Origin of the sequence: Spongiactinospora sp. TRM90649, from assembly GCF_029382225.1 — a bacterium.
In the GTDB taxonomy this organism is placed as follows: domain Bacteria; phylum Actinomycetota; class Actinomycetes; order Streptosporangiales; family Streptosporangiaceae; genus Spongiactinospora.
This window is the reverse complement of the sequence record NZ_JARLTC010000041.1, coordinates 95,307-110,466: the sequence shown is the minus strand read 5'-3', so window position 1 is coordinate 110,466 and position 15,160 is coordinate 95,307. Positions and strand designations below refer to the sequence as shown.

Annotated in this window: 21 protein-coding genes; 11 read left to right on the top strand and 10 right to left on the bottom strand. The window is 68.6% G+C overall.

From position 1 onward, the window contains the following. From P3X83_RS36795 to P3X83_RS36765, 7 genes are all read right to left on the bottom strand, one after another. Nucleotides 1–230: hypothetical protein (locus tag P3X83_RS36795; protein WP_277309992.1), on the bottom strand; the 230-nt coding region annotated here is incomplete at its 3' end. Continuing rightward, nucleotides 227–490 carry a hypothetical protein gene (locus P3X83_RS36790; RefSeq protein WP_277309991.1) on the bottom strand — a complete coding sequence of 88 codons (264 nt, stop codon included), beginning with the start codon at nucleotides 488–490 and terminating at the stop codon, nucleotides 227–229. The genes P3X83_RS36790 and P3X83_RS36795, both read right to left, overlap by 4 nt. Further along, nucleotides 487–696 (bottom strand): hypothetical protein, encoded by a 210-nt coding sequence (locus tag P3X83_RS36785; RefSeq protein WP_277309990.1) that lies wholly within the window; start codon nucleotides 694–696, stop codon nucleotides 487–489. The genes P3X83_RS36790 and P3X83_RS36785 overlap by 4 nt, the downstream gene beginning before the upstream one ends. 9 nt (nucleotides 697–705) lie before the next feature. Next, entirely contained in the window at nucleotides 706–1,686 is a 981-nt protein-coding gene (locus P3X83_RS36780; RefSeq protein ID WP_277309989.1) for a hypothetical protein, read from the bottom strand. After that, complete coding sequence (locus P3X83_RS36775) at nucleotides 1,683–2,063, bottom strand: RRQRL motif-containing zinc-binding protein (RefSeq protein WP_277309988.1); 381 nt, start codon at nucleotides 2,061–2,063, stop codon at nucleotides 1,683–1,685. The genes P3X83_RS36780 and P3X83_RS36775 overlap by 4 nt, the downstream gene beginning before the upstream one ends. Then, the gene (locus P3X83_RS36770) at nucleotides 2,060–2,299 is read right to left on the bottom strand and encodes a hypothetical protein (RefSeq protein ID WP_277309987.1); all 240 of its coding nucleotides are present in this window, start codon (nucleotides 2,297–2,299) and stop codon (nucleotides 2,060–2,062) included. Before P3X83_RS36770 ends, P3X83_RS36775 begins: the two co-directional genes overlap by 4 nt. Beyond that, on the bottom strand, nucleotides 2,299–2,637 hold the full coding sequence (locus P3X83_RS36765) for a WhiB family transcriptional regulator (protein ID WP_277309986.1): 339 nt from the start codon (nucleotides 2,635–2,637) through the stop codon (nucleotides 2,299–2,301). Before P3X83_RS36765 ends, P3X83_RS36770 begins: the two co-directional genes overlap by 1 nt. A 380-nt stretch (nucleotides 2,638–3,017) precedes the next feature. On the opposite strand from P3X83_RS36765, the gene P3X83_RS36760 reads away from it, so the two are divergent. Both P3X83_RS36760 and P3X83_RS36755 read left to right on the top strand, forming a co-directional pair. Beyond that, a complete protein-coding gene (locus P3X83_RS36760) occupies nucleotides 3,018–3,785 on the top strand; it encodes a GntR family transcriptional regulator (RefSeq protein ID WP_277309985.1) in 768 nt (255 codons plus the stop codon). A 17-nt stretch (nucleotides 3,786–3,802) separates the two neighbouring features. After that, complete coding sequence (locus P3X83_RS36755; RefSeq protein ID WP_277309984.1) at nucleotides 3,803–4,462, top strand: YdcF family protein; 660 nt, start codon at nucleotides 3,803–3,805, stop codon at nucleotides 4,460–4,462. A 559-nt stretch (nucleotides 4,463–5,021) separates the two neighbouring features. Here the strand turns inward: P3X83_RS36755 and P3X83_RS36750 are convergent. Next, nucleotides 5,022–5,165, bottom strand: coding sequence for a hypothetical protein (locus P3X83_RS36750; protein WP_277309983.1), 144 nt, complete (start codon nucleotides 5,163–5,165; stop codon nucleotides 5,022–5,024). Between P3X83_RS36750 and P3X83_RS36745 the strand changes: the two genes are divergently transcribed. Next, on the top strand, nucleotides 5,152–6,327 hold the full coding sequence (locus P3X83_RS36745; protein WP_277309982.1) for a HAMP domain-containing sensor histidine kinase: 1,176 nt from the start codon (nucleotides 5,152–5,154) through the stop codon (nucleotides 6,325–6,327). The genes P3X83_RS36750 and P3X83_RS36745 overlap by 14 nt on opposite strands. Nucleotides 6,328–6,676: 349 nt before the next feature. Here the strand turns inward: P3X83_RS36745 and P3X83_RS36740 are convergent, their stop codons facing one another. Then, nucleotides 6,677–7,126: a hypothetical protein gene (locus P3X83_RS36740; protein WP_277309981.1), complete on the bottom strand. Its 450-nt coding sequence runs from the start codon at nucleotides 7,124–7,126 to the stop codon at nucleotides 6,677–6,679. Nucleotides 7,127–7,364: 238 nt separating this feature from the next. On the opposite strand from P3X83_RS36740, the gene P3X83_RS36735 reads away from it, so the two are divergent. From P3X83_RS36735 to P3X83_RS36710, 6 genes are all read left to right on the top strand, one after another. Next, a complete protein-coding gene (locus P3X83_RS36735; RefSeq protein ID WP_277309980.1) occupies nucleotides 7,365–8,291 on the top strand; it encodes a LysR substrate-binding domain-containing protein in 927 nt (308 codons plus the stop codon). Between the two features lie 161 nt (nucleotides 8,292–8,452). Then, nucleotides 8,453–9,202, top strand: a complete 750-nt coding sequence (locus P3X83_RS36730; protein ID WP_277309979.1) for a hypothetical protein — start codon at nucleotides 8,453–8,455, stop codon at nucleotides 9,200–9,202. A 378-nt stretch (nucleotides 9,203–9,580) separates the two neighbouring features. Next, nucleotides 9,581–9,892 carry a hypothetical protein gene (locus tag P3X83_RS36725; protein ID WP_277309978.1) on the top strand — a complete coding sequence of 104 codons (312 nt, stop codon included), beginning with the start codon at nucleotides 9,581–9,583 and terminating at the stop codon, nucleotides 9,890–9,892. A 24-nt stretch (nucleotides 9,893–9,916) separates the two neighbouring features. Beyond that, nucleotides 9,917–10,276 carry a hypothetical protein gene (locus tag P3X83_RS36720; RefSeq protein WP_277309977.1) on the top strand — a complete coding sequence of 120 codons (360 nt, stop codon included), beginning with the start codon at nucleotides 9,917–9,919 and terminating at the stop codon, nucleotides 10,274–10,276. A 47-nt stretch (nucleotides 10,277–10,323) separates the two neighbouring features. Continuing rightward, complete coding sequence (locus P3X83_RS36715; protein WP_277309976.1) at nucleotides 10,324–11,055, top strand: hypothetical protein; 732 nt, start codon at nucleotides 10,324–10,326, stop codon at nucleotides 11,053–11,055. 819 nt (nucleotides 11,056–11,874) lie between these two features. Continuing rightward, nucleotides 11,875–13,533: a TROVE domain-containing protein gene (locus P3X83_RS36710; protein WP_277309975.1), complete on the top strand. Its 1,659-nt coding sequence runs from the start codon at nucleotides 11,875–11,877 to the stop codon at nucleotides 13,531–13,533. A gap of 48 nt (nucleotides 13,534–13,581) precedes the next feature. Here the strand turns inward: P3X83_RS36710 and P3X83_RS36705 are convergent, their stop codons facing one another. Then, nucleotides 13,582–14,043 carry a hypothetical protein gene (locus P3X83_RS36705; RefSeq protein WP_277309974.1) on the bottom strand — a complete coding sequence of 154 codons (462 nt, stop codon included), beginning with the start codon at nucleotides 14,041–14,043 and terminating at the stop codon, nucleotides 13,582–13,584. A 119-nt stretch (nucleotides 14,044–14,162) separates the two neighbouring features. Here P3X83_RS36705 and P3X83_RS36700 point away from each other — a divergent pair, with 119 nt between their 5' ends. Further along, a complete protein-coding gene (locus P3X83_RS36700) occupies nucleotides 14,163–14,675 on the top strand; it encodes an MSMEG_6728 family protein (protein ID WP_277309973.1) in 513 nt (170 codons plus the stop codon). Next, nucleotides 14,665–15,117, top strand: coding sequence for an SRPBCC family protein (locus tag P3X83_RS36695; protein WP_277309972.1), 453 nt, complete (start codon nucleotides 14,665–14,667; stop codon nucleotides 15,115–15,117). The genes P3X83_RS36700 and P3X83_RS36695 overlap by 11 nt, the downstream gene beginning before the upstream one ends. Nucleotides 15,118–15,160 lie beyond the last annotated feature (43 nt).

The window sequence follows — 15,160 nt, the reverse complement described above, 5'->3', positions numbered from 1 at the left end:
CATCGGCGCGTCTCCTTGAGGTAGGTGGTACGGATCACGGTGGCCAGTTCCCAGGCGATCCGGCCGATACGGCGGGTACCGATCGCGGCGGCGACCAGCGCGTCAAGAGCGCCCAGGGTCAGCAGTGCGACGTGGCCGAGCAGGACCATGGCGAGCATGAGCGCGGCCAGGGCGACCTGTACGGCGCGGCGGACGCGCACCAGCGCGCGCGAACGGGTGCGGGGGTTCATCGGCGTCCCTTCCGGGTGATCCGGACGCCCAGACGGCGCGACAGCCGCACCGCGCCGAGCGAGACGGCCAGCGAGGCGCCGACGCCCATCAAGAACCCGGCGGCCAGCACGACCGGCGGCGGCAGGTTCGGGAGGGTGTGACCCCACCCGGCCAGCGTCGCCACGATGACGACGGTGGCGAGCGCGCCACCCCCGCCGATTCGGCCGGCGGCGGGGCGGCGGGTCCGGACCCGGGGCCGGGCCGGTATGCGGCCGGTCATGCTCCACACCTATCGCAGCGTTCACGGGCGGGCCGTGCGCAGTCTGGTGAGGGGTTCGGGCAGGGACGCAGGGCGGTGCCGGTGCTGGTGCCGGTGTTGGCGGGGACGCGCGGGTGCGGGCTGGTGAGCAGCATCCGGACGAACGTGCCGACCACCAGGGTCACGCAACCCAGCGTGATGAGGCAGGCAAGGGCGAAGACGAACACGGCGGCCTCCTAAACGGCCTGGGCGCGCAGCGCGTCACGTACGGCGCGGGCGCTGTCCATGCCGCACCCCAGGGCGCGGCGAATCTTGTCGGCACCGGCGTCGGCGGGAAGCTCGCCGGTGGCGATCAGGTGCCGGGCGCGGGCGGTAAGCGCCTCGGTCGCGGTCGCGTTGTGCCTGTACGCGGCGGCGGTAGGGGTACCACTGGTTGCGTCGGACGCGCCAGCGTCGTCGTGCTCGTCGTGGTCCAGGGCGGCGAACGCGGCCAGAATGATGGGCAGCGCGGTCACGATGGCCACCGCCACGACCGGCCCGAGCAGATGCAGCACCAGAGCCGACAGGCTGAACGCCGCACCGTCCGGGATGGACCACGGCAGATAGGGCCAGGCGTTCATGCCGAGCGTGAGCGCCAGGAACAACCCCTCGATCCGCGCCAGCGTCTTGTTACGGATGGGCTGGCCACGGGTGCCCATGTAGGCGCGGGCACCGACGACCACGAGCAGGGCCAGCGACAGGAACGGCTCGACCAGCCAGGCGAACAACCACCCCGGCGACCAGACGGACGCACCCTCGGAGGCGAAGCGCTGCACACCAGCGGTGGACCACGCCAGCGCCAGCGTGAGCGAGGTCAATGCGGCGCTGACCAGCACGCGGCGCATCCGCGCGGCCTGAAAAGCGCGCATCTGCGGATCACGGGCCAGAGTGTGCAACCGGGCCGCCTGCTGGGCCGCCTTACGTCGCTTGCGGACCTTCACCGAGTCCAGCACCAACGGCGTGTCATCGCCGAGCAGGTCGGCCAATGCGTGTGCTTCGGCTACTTCGGCACGTAGCCGCCGGACACGCTTGGATTCCGCAGCGCTGGGCGTGGGCTTGACGGCAGACGGCGGGACGGGCGGGGCCTGCCCGGCGAGATGCCGTTCCAAATCGGCCAGCCCACGCGCGACGTCGTCGGGGTCCGGGTCAGGAGCCGGAAGGGACGTGAGGGCACTCATGCGGCACGCTCCTGTCCGCAGTCCAGGCACGTTCCCAGGTGGCGCGGCAGCACATAGCCGACGTCACGGCGGCAGTCAGGGCAGGTACGGCGGGCGGCGTTCGCCTTGGCCAGCGCGGCGAGCTGCGCCGGGCTCGGCGTCCGTTTGGGGAGGGCGAACCGCACGTCGTACAAGTAGGCGGCCCGCACACCGGGCGCGCCGTGTCGGCGCGAGCGCCAAAGGATCTGGGCCTGTACGCCCTGCCCGCCGGGCCGCAACCCGCGCGCGGTGAGCTGGCGGCGGGTGAGCAGGTGCGGCGGGGCCATCTGCCACGGGTAGGTAGGGATGCCGTGCCGGGTACCGGCCGGATCCCAGAACCGGGCGCGGATACGGCTCATGAGCGGACCCACCCTCCCCAGCAGCGCGGGCAACCGGGACGGTTGCACCAGTTCGCCGGGTCTTCGGCCCACTCCTTGCAGACCATCTCGGCAGCGTCGCCCATCCGGATCAGGGCGCGGGTGATCCGGTAGAGCCGGTAGCGCTCCTGACCGAAGCGCACCAGGTCGCACGCGATGAACCCAGCGAGGAACACCAGCAGGCAGACCAGCACCGAAACCACGGCGGAAGCCGTCATTAGGCCACCTCCGCCAGGTCCAGCAGGCCGAACTTACTGAGAACCCCAGCCATCCCGCGGATCTCGTCGGCGGTGTAGCCCGCCCACACCCCGTCGTCCGGCTGCATCGTGAGCGCGTAGTCCATGCACGCCGATCGCGCCGGGCATCCGATACAGGTGACCCTGGCCGCGTTCTCGCGAGCTCGCCGCGCCGCGCCGGACTCGTCGGCGTCGGGGCCGGTGAAGGTAACGGCATCGACCGGGTTGCACGCAGGTTCCGACCTGAGCAGCTCACTCAGCAGGGCGGACAGCTCACGTCCGCCGAACAAGGGCAGACCGGTTACAGGTTCATCGGTCATGATGAGATCACCTCTCTGAGATGGGAGGACCCGGGGGCGGCCCGTTGTCTTGGCGGATGAGGGCCGTCCCCGGGGCATGTGGTGTGGAGGATCAGAGCACGCTCGTTGCGCCGGACCGGTGCCGACGCGGGCCGCCTTTTTCGGGGGAGGCGGTAGCCCATGCAGTTGTCCAGTAGCCAGCGCGACGGCCCGCCTGGCGCGCGGCTTGCGCCGCCTTCCAGGGCTTCCGGCTGTGCCAGGTACGCACCTCATTAGAGGTAGCTCTATTAAGACTGGCGGCCTCGGCGAGTGTCAATAGAGCCAGCTCTATTGCTTCAGTCTGGGGTTGTGAAAGGGATACCGCTACCCTTAATGGGTGGCACTCAAGTTGAGGAGGGGACATGACAGTCGGCTACCGTGAGCTGGCCGAAGTCCTTCGCACTGGCATCCTGCAAGGGGACTATCCGGCGGGAGAGACGCTGCCGAAGCAGGAAGAGATCGCCGCGCAGCACGGCGTCAACATCAAGACCGTCCGCCAGGCCGTACGGCTCCTCGAAGCTGAGGGACTGGTTACCCCAGTGCGCCGGAGAGGCACTGTCGTTCGCGAGCGCCCTCCCATGAAGCGGCTCGGTGTTGAGCGCTACGCCAAGAGCAAGTGGAAGTTCGGCGGCCTCGTCGCGTTCGCGGCCGACCGTGAAGCATCCGGACGGGCATGGAAAGCGACCGACCAGACTCAAACGGTTCGTTTGATGGATGCGGACGCAGAAGTTGCCGCAGCGTTCGGTCTGGCCGAAGGTGCTCAGGTCTACGAGCGGGGACGGCTGGTCAAGGAGGGGGATTCACCCACGCACACCTTGACGAGCTACTACCGCCCAGAAGATGTCGCGGGCACGCCGCTTGTCGATCCCACACCCGGTCCCGCCGGGCGAGGCGGAGGCTTTGCCGTCCTCACGCTTCAGGGGCTGGAGCCGGACAGCATGACGGAGACCGTTCATGCCCGCATGCCTACGCCGGACGAGGCTGAGACCCTTCAACTACCGGCGGGCGAACCGGTCATGATCCTCTTGCGGCACACCTTCACCCGAGACGGCCGACTGGTAGAAGTCGCCCGGGGAGTCCATGCAGCATCCCGGTTCTCGTGGACCTACACGTTCAAGATTCCCGACTGAGGGGACAGGTAGAGGTCATGACCACCAAGGTTCACGTGCCCGAAAGTCTCCGCGCTGATGTCGAGACTTTGTGGGACTACCACGACATGCACCACACGCTCCGTCCGTCAGATGTGGGCATCGGCTTGGGAAGTCATGATCTCGGAGTGGCGACGTGCGCGGCCGACCTCTACCGGCAGGGGATGTTCCCGCGAATCGTCTTCACAGGGGCCAACGCACCTACCACCGTCAGCCGGTTTCCACGGGGCGAAGCGGTCCACTACAAGGAGCGCGCTGTTGAGCTGGGTGTCCCCGTGGGCGCCGTCCTCGTGGAGCCACGCGCGACCAACACGGGGGAGAACTTCTCATACACCCGGGATCTTCTCGCTGAGCAGGGGATCGCCGTGACGTCCGCCATTCTCATCTCCCGGCCGTACCAGCAGCGGCGTGCCTACGCCACCTGTAGGAAGGTCTGGCCCGAGCTGGAAGTTTTGTGCGCTTCGCTGCCGCTCTCGCTGGATGACTACGTGGCGAGCATCGGAGACGTGGATCGGGTGATCAATATGTTGGTTGGTGACACTCAGCGGATCACCGAGTACGCCGCAAGGGGCTTTGCCATCGAGCAGCCGTATCCGGACCAGGTCGATGCCGCCTATAGGGGGCTCATCGCCGCAGGGTTCACGAGCCGCCTTCTCTGACGAGGGCGCCTGCAAGGAAGGTGTCCCCGGCGTCCCCGCTGTCCCCGAACCTGTATCTACCTGCGAAAATCTGTCTGATCGTGGGGGACGCTCGGCGCTATCCGATGTCCCCGGGTGTCCCCGACGGCGAGATGGGGACACGGGCAACGGGGAGCTTCGCGCGTCTGTCTGGCGCGTTCCGCGCAATGGCGCTTCGCGCCGAAGGACTGCTGCAACACCTGGGATTCGGGATGTTACAGCCGTTCTACGCGCGAAGCGCGATCAAGAGAGGCGTGCGGAGCACCTTGTTAACCCGGACGGCATGCGCTGAGGCCCGACCGGAGATGAGTGACCAACTGCGTGACAACCGCCACGGATGACCGTGGACGTTGGTGGACGGTAGCGCCCGATGGGTGGAAGGCCAGAGGCCCCCGTCACATGTATAGCTCATATGTTCGAATTACCTTACAAGCGAGGGGTCACTGGTTCGAACCCAGTACCGCCCACCCGCAAGCACACCTCACCGGTGTAGCCAGCTGAGTCCTGTGGGTAGGACCAGGCCCGCCTTTGGGCCGGTGATTCAGGCGTTGCCCCGCAGCTCGCTCATGTAGCGGTTGATCCGTGGCAGCCTCTGGGCCGACTCCTCCGCACCGTCCGGCCCCCAACCCTCGTCGCCGGGACAGGGCAGCGCGAAGGTCGCCGCGGCCGTGATGCTGCTGGCCACGGTGCGGGCGACGTTGCTGTCGGGGACGGCGACGCAGGCGCAACTGCTGGCCGACAACGTCGCCGACCAGCTCGAGTTCGGCAGCTCGCTCAGGATCACCGACCGGGTGCGCATCAGCCGTCCCGGCGAGCCGATTTCCACCGCCACAGGAAACGTCCTGTCCCGCACCACCGTCACCACGCGCGGGGAAGCGGTCACGGTCATCGCCCCACTGGACGAGATCCAGCGGGAACTGGTCCTTCTCGGCGCGGCAGTGGTTCTGACGATCTTCGTGTTGTCGGCACTCGTGGTGGCGGTGCTGTGGGCGGCGATCGGGCGGGCGCTGCGGCCGGTGGAGAGGATCCGGGCGACCGTCGCCGACATCACCAGCCGCGACCTGACCCGGCGGGTCCCCGAACCCGCCACCCGCGATGAGATCGGCCGCCTGGCCGTCACGATGAATTCGACCCTCGAACGCCTGGATCGGGCCCTGCGACAGCAGCGCAGCTTCGTCGCCGACGCGTCGCACGAACTGCGCAGCCCGCTCGCGGCGCTGCGCACCGAACTGGAGTTCGCCCTCAACGACCCCGGCCGGCCCGACTGGCGCGCCGCCATCAGGGAGGCGTTGCACGACGCCGGACGGCTGGAGCGCCTGGCGGCCGATCTCCTCCTGCTGGCCCGCGCGGACGCGGAGGAGCCCACCAGGCATGTACCGATCGACCTGTCGGCGCTGGTCGCCAGGCAGAGTGCGCGCCGGGCCATGGTCAGCACCCGGCTGGTTCCGGCGGTCGTCCACGGCAACACCGTCCAACTGGAACGGCTGATCACCAACCTGCTGGACAACGCCGAACGGCACGCCCGGACTCAGATCACCGTGCGGCTCAGCGCGGGCCATGGCCAAGTCGTGCTGGAGGTCGCCGATGACGGGCCGGGCATCCCGGAAGAGGACAGAGACAGGGTCTTCGAACGTTTCACCCGCCTGGACAACGCGCGGAACAGGGAAGTGGGAGGAGCCGGCCTGGGGCTGGCCATCGCCAAGGCCATCGCCACCGGCCGCAACGGCACCCTGTGTGTGACCGACGCCCAACCTGGCGCGTGTTTCATCCTGCGGCTTCCTCGGACGAGCACCGATGCGAGCGCGGCGGGTGCATCGCCGGACCGCTGCTCACCCGGCCGTGGCTAGGGTGGCCGCCGCCCACGTGCGGTCGGGGGCCGCGTTCGTCGATCCCATCATCGCGATGGGCCGAGGCGGCAAGTGGAGCCACGCGGTGATCTGGCCGTTCGAGGGGATGCGTGCGAAGTCGGCCTCGCCGTCGCCGACGGGGTCAGCGTGCCGCTGAAAGGGGTGCTCGCCCGGCGTGAACGGGTTCCAGTTCCGGTCGGGGCCGATGCCCAGCCGCCATGTTCGTATGACAGGTTGCCTCTCGGCCCGTTCTGGTGTCCGGCCCAGAACGGAGTGAAGGTGAGCGTTCAGGCGAACGGTCGCATCGTGCGGGAGCGAACCGGTCGCATCGGTGGCCGAGTGGGGCCGGTTAGCAGGTGATGGTCACCTCGCGGTCCACCCATACATGCTCGCCGCCCTCGTCCCCGTACAGCGAGGCGAAGATGCTGCCCTGGTAGGTGCCGCTGACGCATGGCACCGTACTGCTCGCGGAGTGGGACTTCTTGGAGCCCGCCTCGTCACCGAACCACTCCTCGTAGGGTGCGTCGTTCCGCGGCGTGAGCCAGATGACCAGCCAGTCCACGGTAGCCGGGGCGGATTCCGCGCATCGAGCGGTGCCGGTGAAGCGCACCTTGCCGTTCACCACCTGGGGGTCCTCGTAGGACACCTCGCAGCCGGGGTACTTCGTTGAGACCTCGGTTCCGCTCCCAGGTTGGGAGAGGGGGGCCGAGGCGGCGTTCGCCGTCCCGGTGGATGTGATGCCCACCAGGGAGATGATGATCGCCGCGGCGGCGGTGGCGGATGTTCGGAGCCGGTTCATGAGTCCTCCGATCGAAGGCGTTGCGGAACGGCCCCGGCGGCCCGGGGGGAAATCCGAAACCTCAACCCGGCGGTTCTGTCTGGGCACGGGCCGATCAAGTGTTTCGACCGGTGGTACGGGGCCGTTGACTTATGACAGCTCAGGAGAAGGGCGTGATCAACTAGGGATCCGCGTATGTCCGACAGGCTGTGCCTGTTGATCGTGTCCAATTCTGTCAATCCACTGGGATCATGAAAGGGTGGATCTTCGCCAGCTTGAGTACGTCATCGCGGTCGCCGAGGAACTGCACTTCGGCAGGGCCGCGGCCCGGATGCACGTCGCCCAGCAGTCGGTCAGCGAGCAGATCCGCAGGCTGGAGAATGAGATCGGCGCCCCGCTGTTCACTCGCACCAGCCGCCGGGTGACCCTGACCGCGGTGGGCGAGGCGTTCCTGCCCGAGGCCCGCCGGGCGGTGACCGCCGCACGCTACGCGCTCGACGTCGGCCGCCGCGCCGCGGTCGGCCCGGCGGGTGAGCTTCGCATCGGTCACGCCGCGGACCTCGGCCTCCGACTGTTCCAGCTCGCCATCCCCGCGCTGCGTGCCCGCCTGCCCGACGTACGGCCGGCGCCGTGCCCGATGACCACCATCGACCAGCTCGCCGCGCTCGACGACCGCTGCCTGGACATCGGCTTCTGCTGGAACTTCGAGGCCGGATCGAGCCTGGACTCGCTGCTGGTGGTCCGCGAGCCCTTCGTTCTCGCCCTGGCCGCCGCCCATCCCCTCGCCGCCGAGGCCGCCGTCGATCCGGTGCGGCTCTCCCACCAGCCGATCATCGTGCACGAGCGGGACCTCAACCCCTGGCTGTACGACCACATCGTCGGCCACCTGCGGGACCATGGGGCAGTGGTGGCGATCCACCAGGAGATCTCCAGCCTGGATCTGCTGTTGCCGCTGGTCTTCGCCGGCGCGGCGATCGGGATCACGGTCGCGGCCTCCGCCGCGTCCCGGCCCTACGGCGGTGTGGTGTATCGACCCTTCACCGAGCCGGTCCCGTTCGCCGACCAGCGCCTCGTCTGGCGGCGGGACACCACCGATCCCGTCGTTCTCGCCTTCGTGCAGATCGTCCGCGAACTCAGGGCGGCCGGGGCGTTCCTTCCCGGACGCCCTGACCCATGGGGCGGATGATCCTGAACCGCCAATCGGGCGGCAATCGGTCGTTCATCGCGAGCCCCGACACTCAAGGGGAGGCAGGTCGCCGTTCGCGGCGGCCATGTCGGCGCCACACGCCGATCGGGGGTAGGCCGGCGCAGCCGTGTCGCGGCTCAGACCGACGGGAGAGGACCCCCATGAGCGAGCAGCCGATCAAACCCACCCTCGCCGACCAGGTGCCCGAGAAGGACTTCCAGACCTGGGCCGGGTACGCCAGGACCCACCTTCACGAGTACATCAAGACCCTGCCCGACCGGGCTTTGACGCGGGACCCCTTCGAGAGCATCGCCAAGCGGTTATCGATCCTGGCCGCCCACGTGCGTGAGCACGACAAGAGCGAAGCCGAGGGGCGGGAGGCGTTCATCTCGTGGGTGGAAACCCAGTATCTGACGCGTGAATGGGAATCCTTCATGGGGTACGTGGCCGACAAGGTGGCCGTGCTGGAAAAGGAGAAGGTGAAGGAGGAGAAGCGGTCGCTCGCCGGGAACGCGCTGGTGGAGTCGCGGCGTCTGGTCGGGAAGTACAGCACCGGGCCGGGCGACAAGGTCGGGACGGTGATCGCCGTGATCGCGCACTCCGGGACGGGCAAGACCTGGTGGGGGACCAGCGGAGGCTATTCCATCGCCGCCAAGCAGCATCCGGTCGTGAAAGAGGTCCTGAAGGGTGTGCACAAGGCGGAGGAGTGGGAGGTCACCGCGTGCGGAGAGGTCGACGCGCTGAACGCGTTCCTGAACAGCGGCACCATTGCGAAGATGTCGGAGATCCCGAAGGGCGTACTGCACTTCCACGCGGTGACCTGGAACTACGACAAGTCGAAGTGGCAGGCTCGGGGAGCGTGCCTGAACTGCGACCAGTGGCTGAAGAGGATCGGCGCGGCGCGGCTCTGACGCCCGGCGTCGCCGTAAGGCGGGGGCCGTCCTTCCCGCCCTGATCGCCGCCTTCTGGGCCGTGCGCGATACCGGGCACGGCCATGCCGATCAGGGCCGATCAGGGCCGATCAGGCCGATCGGCTAGTACTTCGGACTCCAGTTCTGATCGCCTTCGAAGTTCGGCGCGAGGGTGTAGACGTTTCCGGCGCCGTTGCCGTCGAGGAGACCGTGGACGCCGGCGGTGCCCATTCGACATCGCGTTCTCTGCTCATTTTCTGGTCACCTGTGCGGCAAAGGGGATGACCCCTAGCTCTCGGGGGCGACCCCGGTTCCTTCTTTCGGCCCAGCGGCGCGATGCTAATCTTCGCGAAATCGAAATCTCCGAAGGGTGCGGAAATGCTGGTCAAACGAATTGTCGCCGCAGGCGTGATTTTCGGCGCGGGTCTCGTCGGTACGGCCGCCGCACCCACCCAGGCGGGCGTCTCCGGCTGTTCGTACTACAGCGTCACGGAGACCAATACGGCATACGCCCAGTGCGCGTCGGGTGACAGTGAATACTGGGTGGGCGCCACGTGTGTCACCGCCGCTCAGCCGTACCTGAAGCCGGTCACCGGTGTGCGGCGTTCGCCGGGCGGTGAACCCTCGTCGATCAGCGGCGCCTCCCTGGGGTGCCACGCCCTCACCAATGTCTGGATCGGCTTCCGCTGACCGGGATCGGGATAGCGTAGGCGGGTGACAGTGGCACGAGTACTCGTGGTCGGCCTCGATCCCGCCAAACTCGAAGGCTGGGATCCGGAGCCGGTCCAGACGGCGATAGCGCGGGGTAAGGCACGGTTCGACGATTACGGTGTCGAGTCGGACTGGTGCCTGGTGGAGCCCGACGCCGATCCCGAAGGGGCGATCGCGGCGGCGCTGACCGGCGGGAAGTACGCCTGCGTGGTGATCGGGGGCGGGATTCGCAAGGAGGAGCCGCTGCTCGAACTCTTCGAGAAGGCGGTCAACCTGGTGCGACGGCACGCGCCCGACGCCGCCATCGCCTTCAACCGCTCTCCGGAGGACTGCGCCGACGCGGCCATGCGCTGGTTGCGTTGACGAATAATCAGATGTGAGGCGTCCCAAGACCATTTATGGTCTTATCCGTGACGAAGCTCAACCAGATCCTCGCAGTGGAGAAGGGCGTGAAGTCCGACGTCCAGCGAAAGGTGACCGACGCGTATCACCAGATACAGAAGGCGCCGCTGCTGTCGGGCATTTCCCGGACCTACCAGCCGATCGACGATGAGGGCGAGCAGCTACCGCCGGAGTCGACCCGTGTGCAGGTGCAGACCGACGCCGTGCTGAAGGGCGTTGGGCAGGCCCTGACCCGGCTGTTCGACGTCACGGCGACGAAGGACTGGGCGAACTGTTCGGCGCGGGCGGACGTGACCGTCGACGGCACGGTGCTGCTCGCCGACGTGCCGGTCACCTATCTGCTGTTCCTGGAAAAGCAGCTCACGGACGTGCACACGTTCATCTCCAAGCTGCCGACCCTCGATCCGGCGGAGACCTGGGCGCAGGACGAGCACACCGACTCCTGGCGTACCGAGCCGGTGAAGACCACCCGCACCAAGAAGGTCCCGCGCAACCACGTGCTGGCCGAGGCGACGGAGAAGCACCCGGCGCAGGTGCAGGTCTACAACGAGGACATCGTCGTCGGCTACTGGACGAAGGTCGCGTTCTCCGGAGCGCTGCCGCAGCGCCGGGTCAACGAACTGCTGGCCCGCGTGCAGAAGCTGCAGGACGCCGTGAAGTACGCCCGTGAGGAGGCCAACGGCACCGAGGTCGTCGAGCAGCGGATCGGCGAGAGGGTCTTCGCCTACCTGCTCGCCTGACCCGCCCCCAGACCCCCTCGCCCGAGTGCGAGGGTGCGCGAGGAGCGCAGGCTGAGGCTGAGGCTGAGGCTGATCACGGCCCGAGCGGAGGTTCGAGTCCTCCTCCGGACACCCCGGTCCGGGTAGCCCAACAGGCAGAGGCAGCCGTTCAAGTTCAGATTCTCGCTCCAGATTCAGCATCGCCGTCGAGCGCCGGATCGACCGAGGACGGGCCATGAATGTTGAGATGCCGGTTCGAATCCGGCCCGCCGCTCCACCTGCGGCGGTGGCCCAATGGTAGAGCGCACATCGTAATAACTGACCTGTCCTCTTAAACGCCGCCGGCGCTCACGTGGCGGCACATCACAGGCCCCCCGGCTTGGGTAGTCCGGGGGGCCGCTCCATGCGCCCTGTTCACCGAAAAATTGTGATGTGGCGCGTCCCGATGATCGGTACCGTATGGAGTAGTTCATGAGTCCTGCGGATATGCAGAACAAATGAGAAGGCTCATCGTTTCCGTTGGTGGCACGGGTCGAATCCGATCGGTTATCTGACCGATTGAGTTACGCAGGTTCGAATCCTGCCGGGCCGTTCGCGGTCTGTCGCCCAGAGGTCAAGGGCAATACCCGGTCGGTGCAGCCATATCCGTGCCACCTGCGGAGGCGATGAGCGCGAGGAGCGGGTCGAAGTCGATCGGTCATCTGATCAGAGGGTCGCAGGTTCGAATCCTGCCCGCCCAGGCAGTGGCGCCGGGCGGTGGCGCAGTCAGGTAGCGCTTCTGGCTCACGTCCGGTGGACACTCCCATATCCGCTCCGTCCAGAGTCGAAGGAGCTTTCACCATGGCACGCGATCCCCTCGCCGCCGTGTCGGCGTTCACCACCCCGCAGAACCGGCGCATGCCGGGGCGCAGCGACCAGGTGCGCAATTCCGGGGGCGGCCATGTCTTCGCCAAGGACCTGTGGACCCGCGTGGAGGACTTCCTGATCCTCGGCACCACGGGCGGCACCTACTACGTGGGCGAGGACCGGCTGACCGCGGAGAACGTGGCCGTGCTGTTCGAGGCGATCGCGCAGGACGGTCCCCGGGTCGTCGCGATGCTCACCGAGATCTCCACCGCCCGGCCGCCCCGCGCGCCGAAGAACCGCCCGGCGCTGTTCGCGCTGGCCGCCTGCTACGCGCGCGGCGACGCGGACACCCGCCAGGCGGCCACGGCGGCGCTGACCAAGGTGGCGCGGACGACCGACCACCTGGCGCAGTTCTTCGGCCACTACAAGAACCAGGGCGGCAAGCCGACCTCGCGTGGCGTCGCGCCGGTCGCCGGGCGGTCGCTGCGCACCGCGCTCGGGTCGTGGCTGCTCCAGGGCACCCCTGACGACGTGGCGTTCCGGGCGTGCAAGGCCGCGCAGCGCAGGACGCCGCAGGGGGAGTCGTTCTCAATGCGCGACGTGCTGCGCATCGCCCACCCGGTCGCCGACTCGAAGGAGCGCGCGACGCTGTTCGGGTGGATCGCCGGGAACGTGAGCGACGACGAGGCCCGTGATGAGTTGCCGGCGATCGACCGGTTCCTCACCGCCAAGGCGGTCACCACGGCCGAGCAGGCCGTGCGGGTCGTCACCGAGGCGGGTGTGCCGTGGGAGTTCCTTCCGGACGCGATGCTGCGTGAGCCGGTGGTGTGGGACGCCCTGGTGGGCACCGTGGGCATGACCGCGCTGCTGCGGAACCTCGCACGGATGACCCGCATCGGCACGCTCGGGCCGCGGTCCGGCGCCACCCGCCGTGCCGTGGCGCGGCTCACGGACGCCGGGGCGCTGCTGCGGGCCCGGATCCATCCGATGGACGCCTGGCTGGCCATGCGCGTCTACGCCTCGGGGCACAGCAGGCCGGACGCACGCGCCAAGGAGCACCGCTGGGAGCCGGTCCCGGCGATCCTCGACGCGCTGGAGGAGACCTACGAACTGTCGTTCGGCGGTGTCGAGCCGACGGGCAAGCGGCTGCTGGTCGCGGTGGACTCCTCGGGGTCGATGCAATACCAACCCGTCATCGTCGGCGGGTCGCGGATCGGCACCCCGTACGAGGTGGCGAACGCGATGGCGGTCATGCTCTGCCGTCTGGAGCGGGGCGGCGCGCACGTCATCGACGTGGACACCGCCGTGCACAGGTCGAGGGTGACGCGGCGGACGAACCTGCGGGAGATCGTCTCGTGGCGGCCCTCGGGCGGCGGCACGAACCTGGCGCTGCCGTTCGACTGGGCGCGGCGCAAGGGGTTCGAGGCGGACGGTGTCGTGGTCCTCACCGACAACGAGACCTGGGCGGGGGATTCGCACCCCGCGCAGGCGCTCGACGCTTACCGCGCGGCGGTCAATCCGGACGCGCGCGTCGTCGTCGCGGCCATGACGGCGGCCGGCCACACGATCGGCGACCCCCGGGACGCCGGAGTGCTGAACGTGGCGGGCCTCGACGCGAGCCTGCCGCTGGTCGTGAACGGCTTCTTCCGGTGACCCGGCCTGGTGACGGTCTCCGATTCAAGGCGGGAGACCGTCACCGGGTCACGCGCCCGCTTCGCGGGAATCCGGCGCCGCGGACCAGAACTGGAACTTGAACAGCGCCGTGCCGATGATCCTCGGCGTGAACTCCTCGAAGGCGAGCAGCCTGCGGTGGATCCTGACATGCCATTCGTGGTCAGGACGGCCCAGGTCGAACTCCTCTTGGAGGTCGCACTCACCTCCGTAGCAACTGAGTGCGGCGACCTTCCCGGTGGCCAGGTGCAGGCGGCCGGAGAGGCTTTCGTCCCATTGGGGCGTGGTCGGCGTGCCGTCCCACAGTTCGTACCTGATGAGGGCGTCGTCGAAGGAGAGGCCCTCCAGGGCCATCGCGTTGTCGGCGATGTCGGCCCACCGCTCTCCTCGTGCGTCGAGGCCGTGGACGGTGCCGTCGTCCTCGACGTCCACGACTCCCTCCAGGTATTTGCCGATCTTGCCGGTGGTCAGGACCCTGATGATCTCGGCCATGGCGCTCCTCGAACGGGTATCGGACTCGGGTGTGATGATCATGAGGGATGGCACCGACATTCCTTGGTGAGACGGGATTGTGGGGTGGGGTGGTCGGGGATGTTCGGGGGAGGGGGCCGATGCAGACGTTCTTGCCGTACGCGGGGTTCCGGGATTCGGCGGGCGTGCTCGATCCGTTGCGGCTGGGCAAGCAGCGGGTGGAGGCGTTGCAGGTGTTCCGGGCGCTGACGGTGCCCGGGTACGGCTGGCGGCACCACCCCGTCGTCGCCATGTGGGCCGGCTATGAGGAGGCGCTGGTGCGGTACGGCCTCGACGTCTGCGAGAGGTGGCTCGCCATGGAGCGGGCCGACACCTGCGCGGGCACCATGATCAGGGAGCTCGCCACGTCGTGCGCGATCACCGAGGTGCGCGACCAGGACGGCCTCGCCGCCGCCGGTGAGCTGCCGCCCTGGCTCGGCGACCCCGCCTTCCACCTGAGCCATCGTTCGGCCCTGCTCCGCAAGGATCCGAGCCACTACCGCCCCGTGTTCGGCGACGAGCCGGACGACCTGCCGTACGTCTGGCCGGTCTCCGGGCGCGCCCCCGGTTGTCTGGCGGCACGGCCGGAGGAGGGCGGGCGCGGTGACGGATGAGACGCGCGTGCGGGTGTCGGTGGACTCGCGGGCCAGGCCTGAGCGGGTGTTCGGGGTGCTCACCGACTGGCCGCGACATCGCGAGTGGATGCCGCTGACCAGGGCGGAGGTCACCTCCGGTGACGGTCGCAGCCCGGGGAGCCACCTGGCGGCGTTCACCGGGCTGGGGCCGCTGGGATTCGTGGACACCATGGAGATCACCGGATGGGATCCTCCTAATCAGGTCACCGTCCGACATACCGGATGGCTGGTACGCGGCACGGGGACGTTCCAGATCGTCGCGCGGCGGACGGGCGGCAGCACGATCGTGTGGGAGGAGCGGTTGCGCCCGCCGTTCGGGGCCGCCGGACGTCTCGGCTGGGAGCTGGCCAGGCCGCTCGGCGAGGCGTTCTTCCGCCTGGCCCTGCGCCGCCTGGCCCGGCTGAGCGACCGCCCAGGATGAGACCCGTACCTCCCGTGACCGGCCCCCGTGACCGGCCACGAGA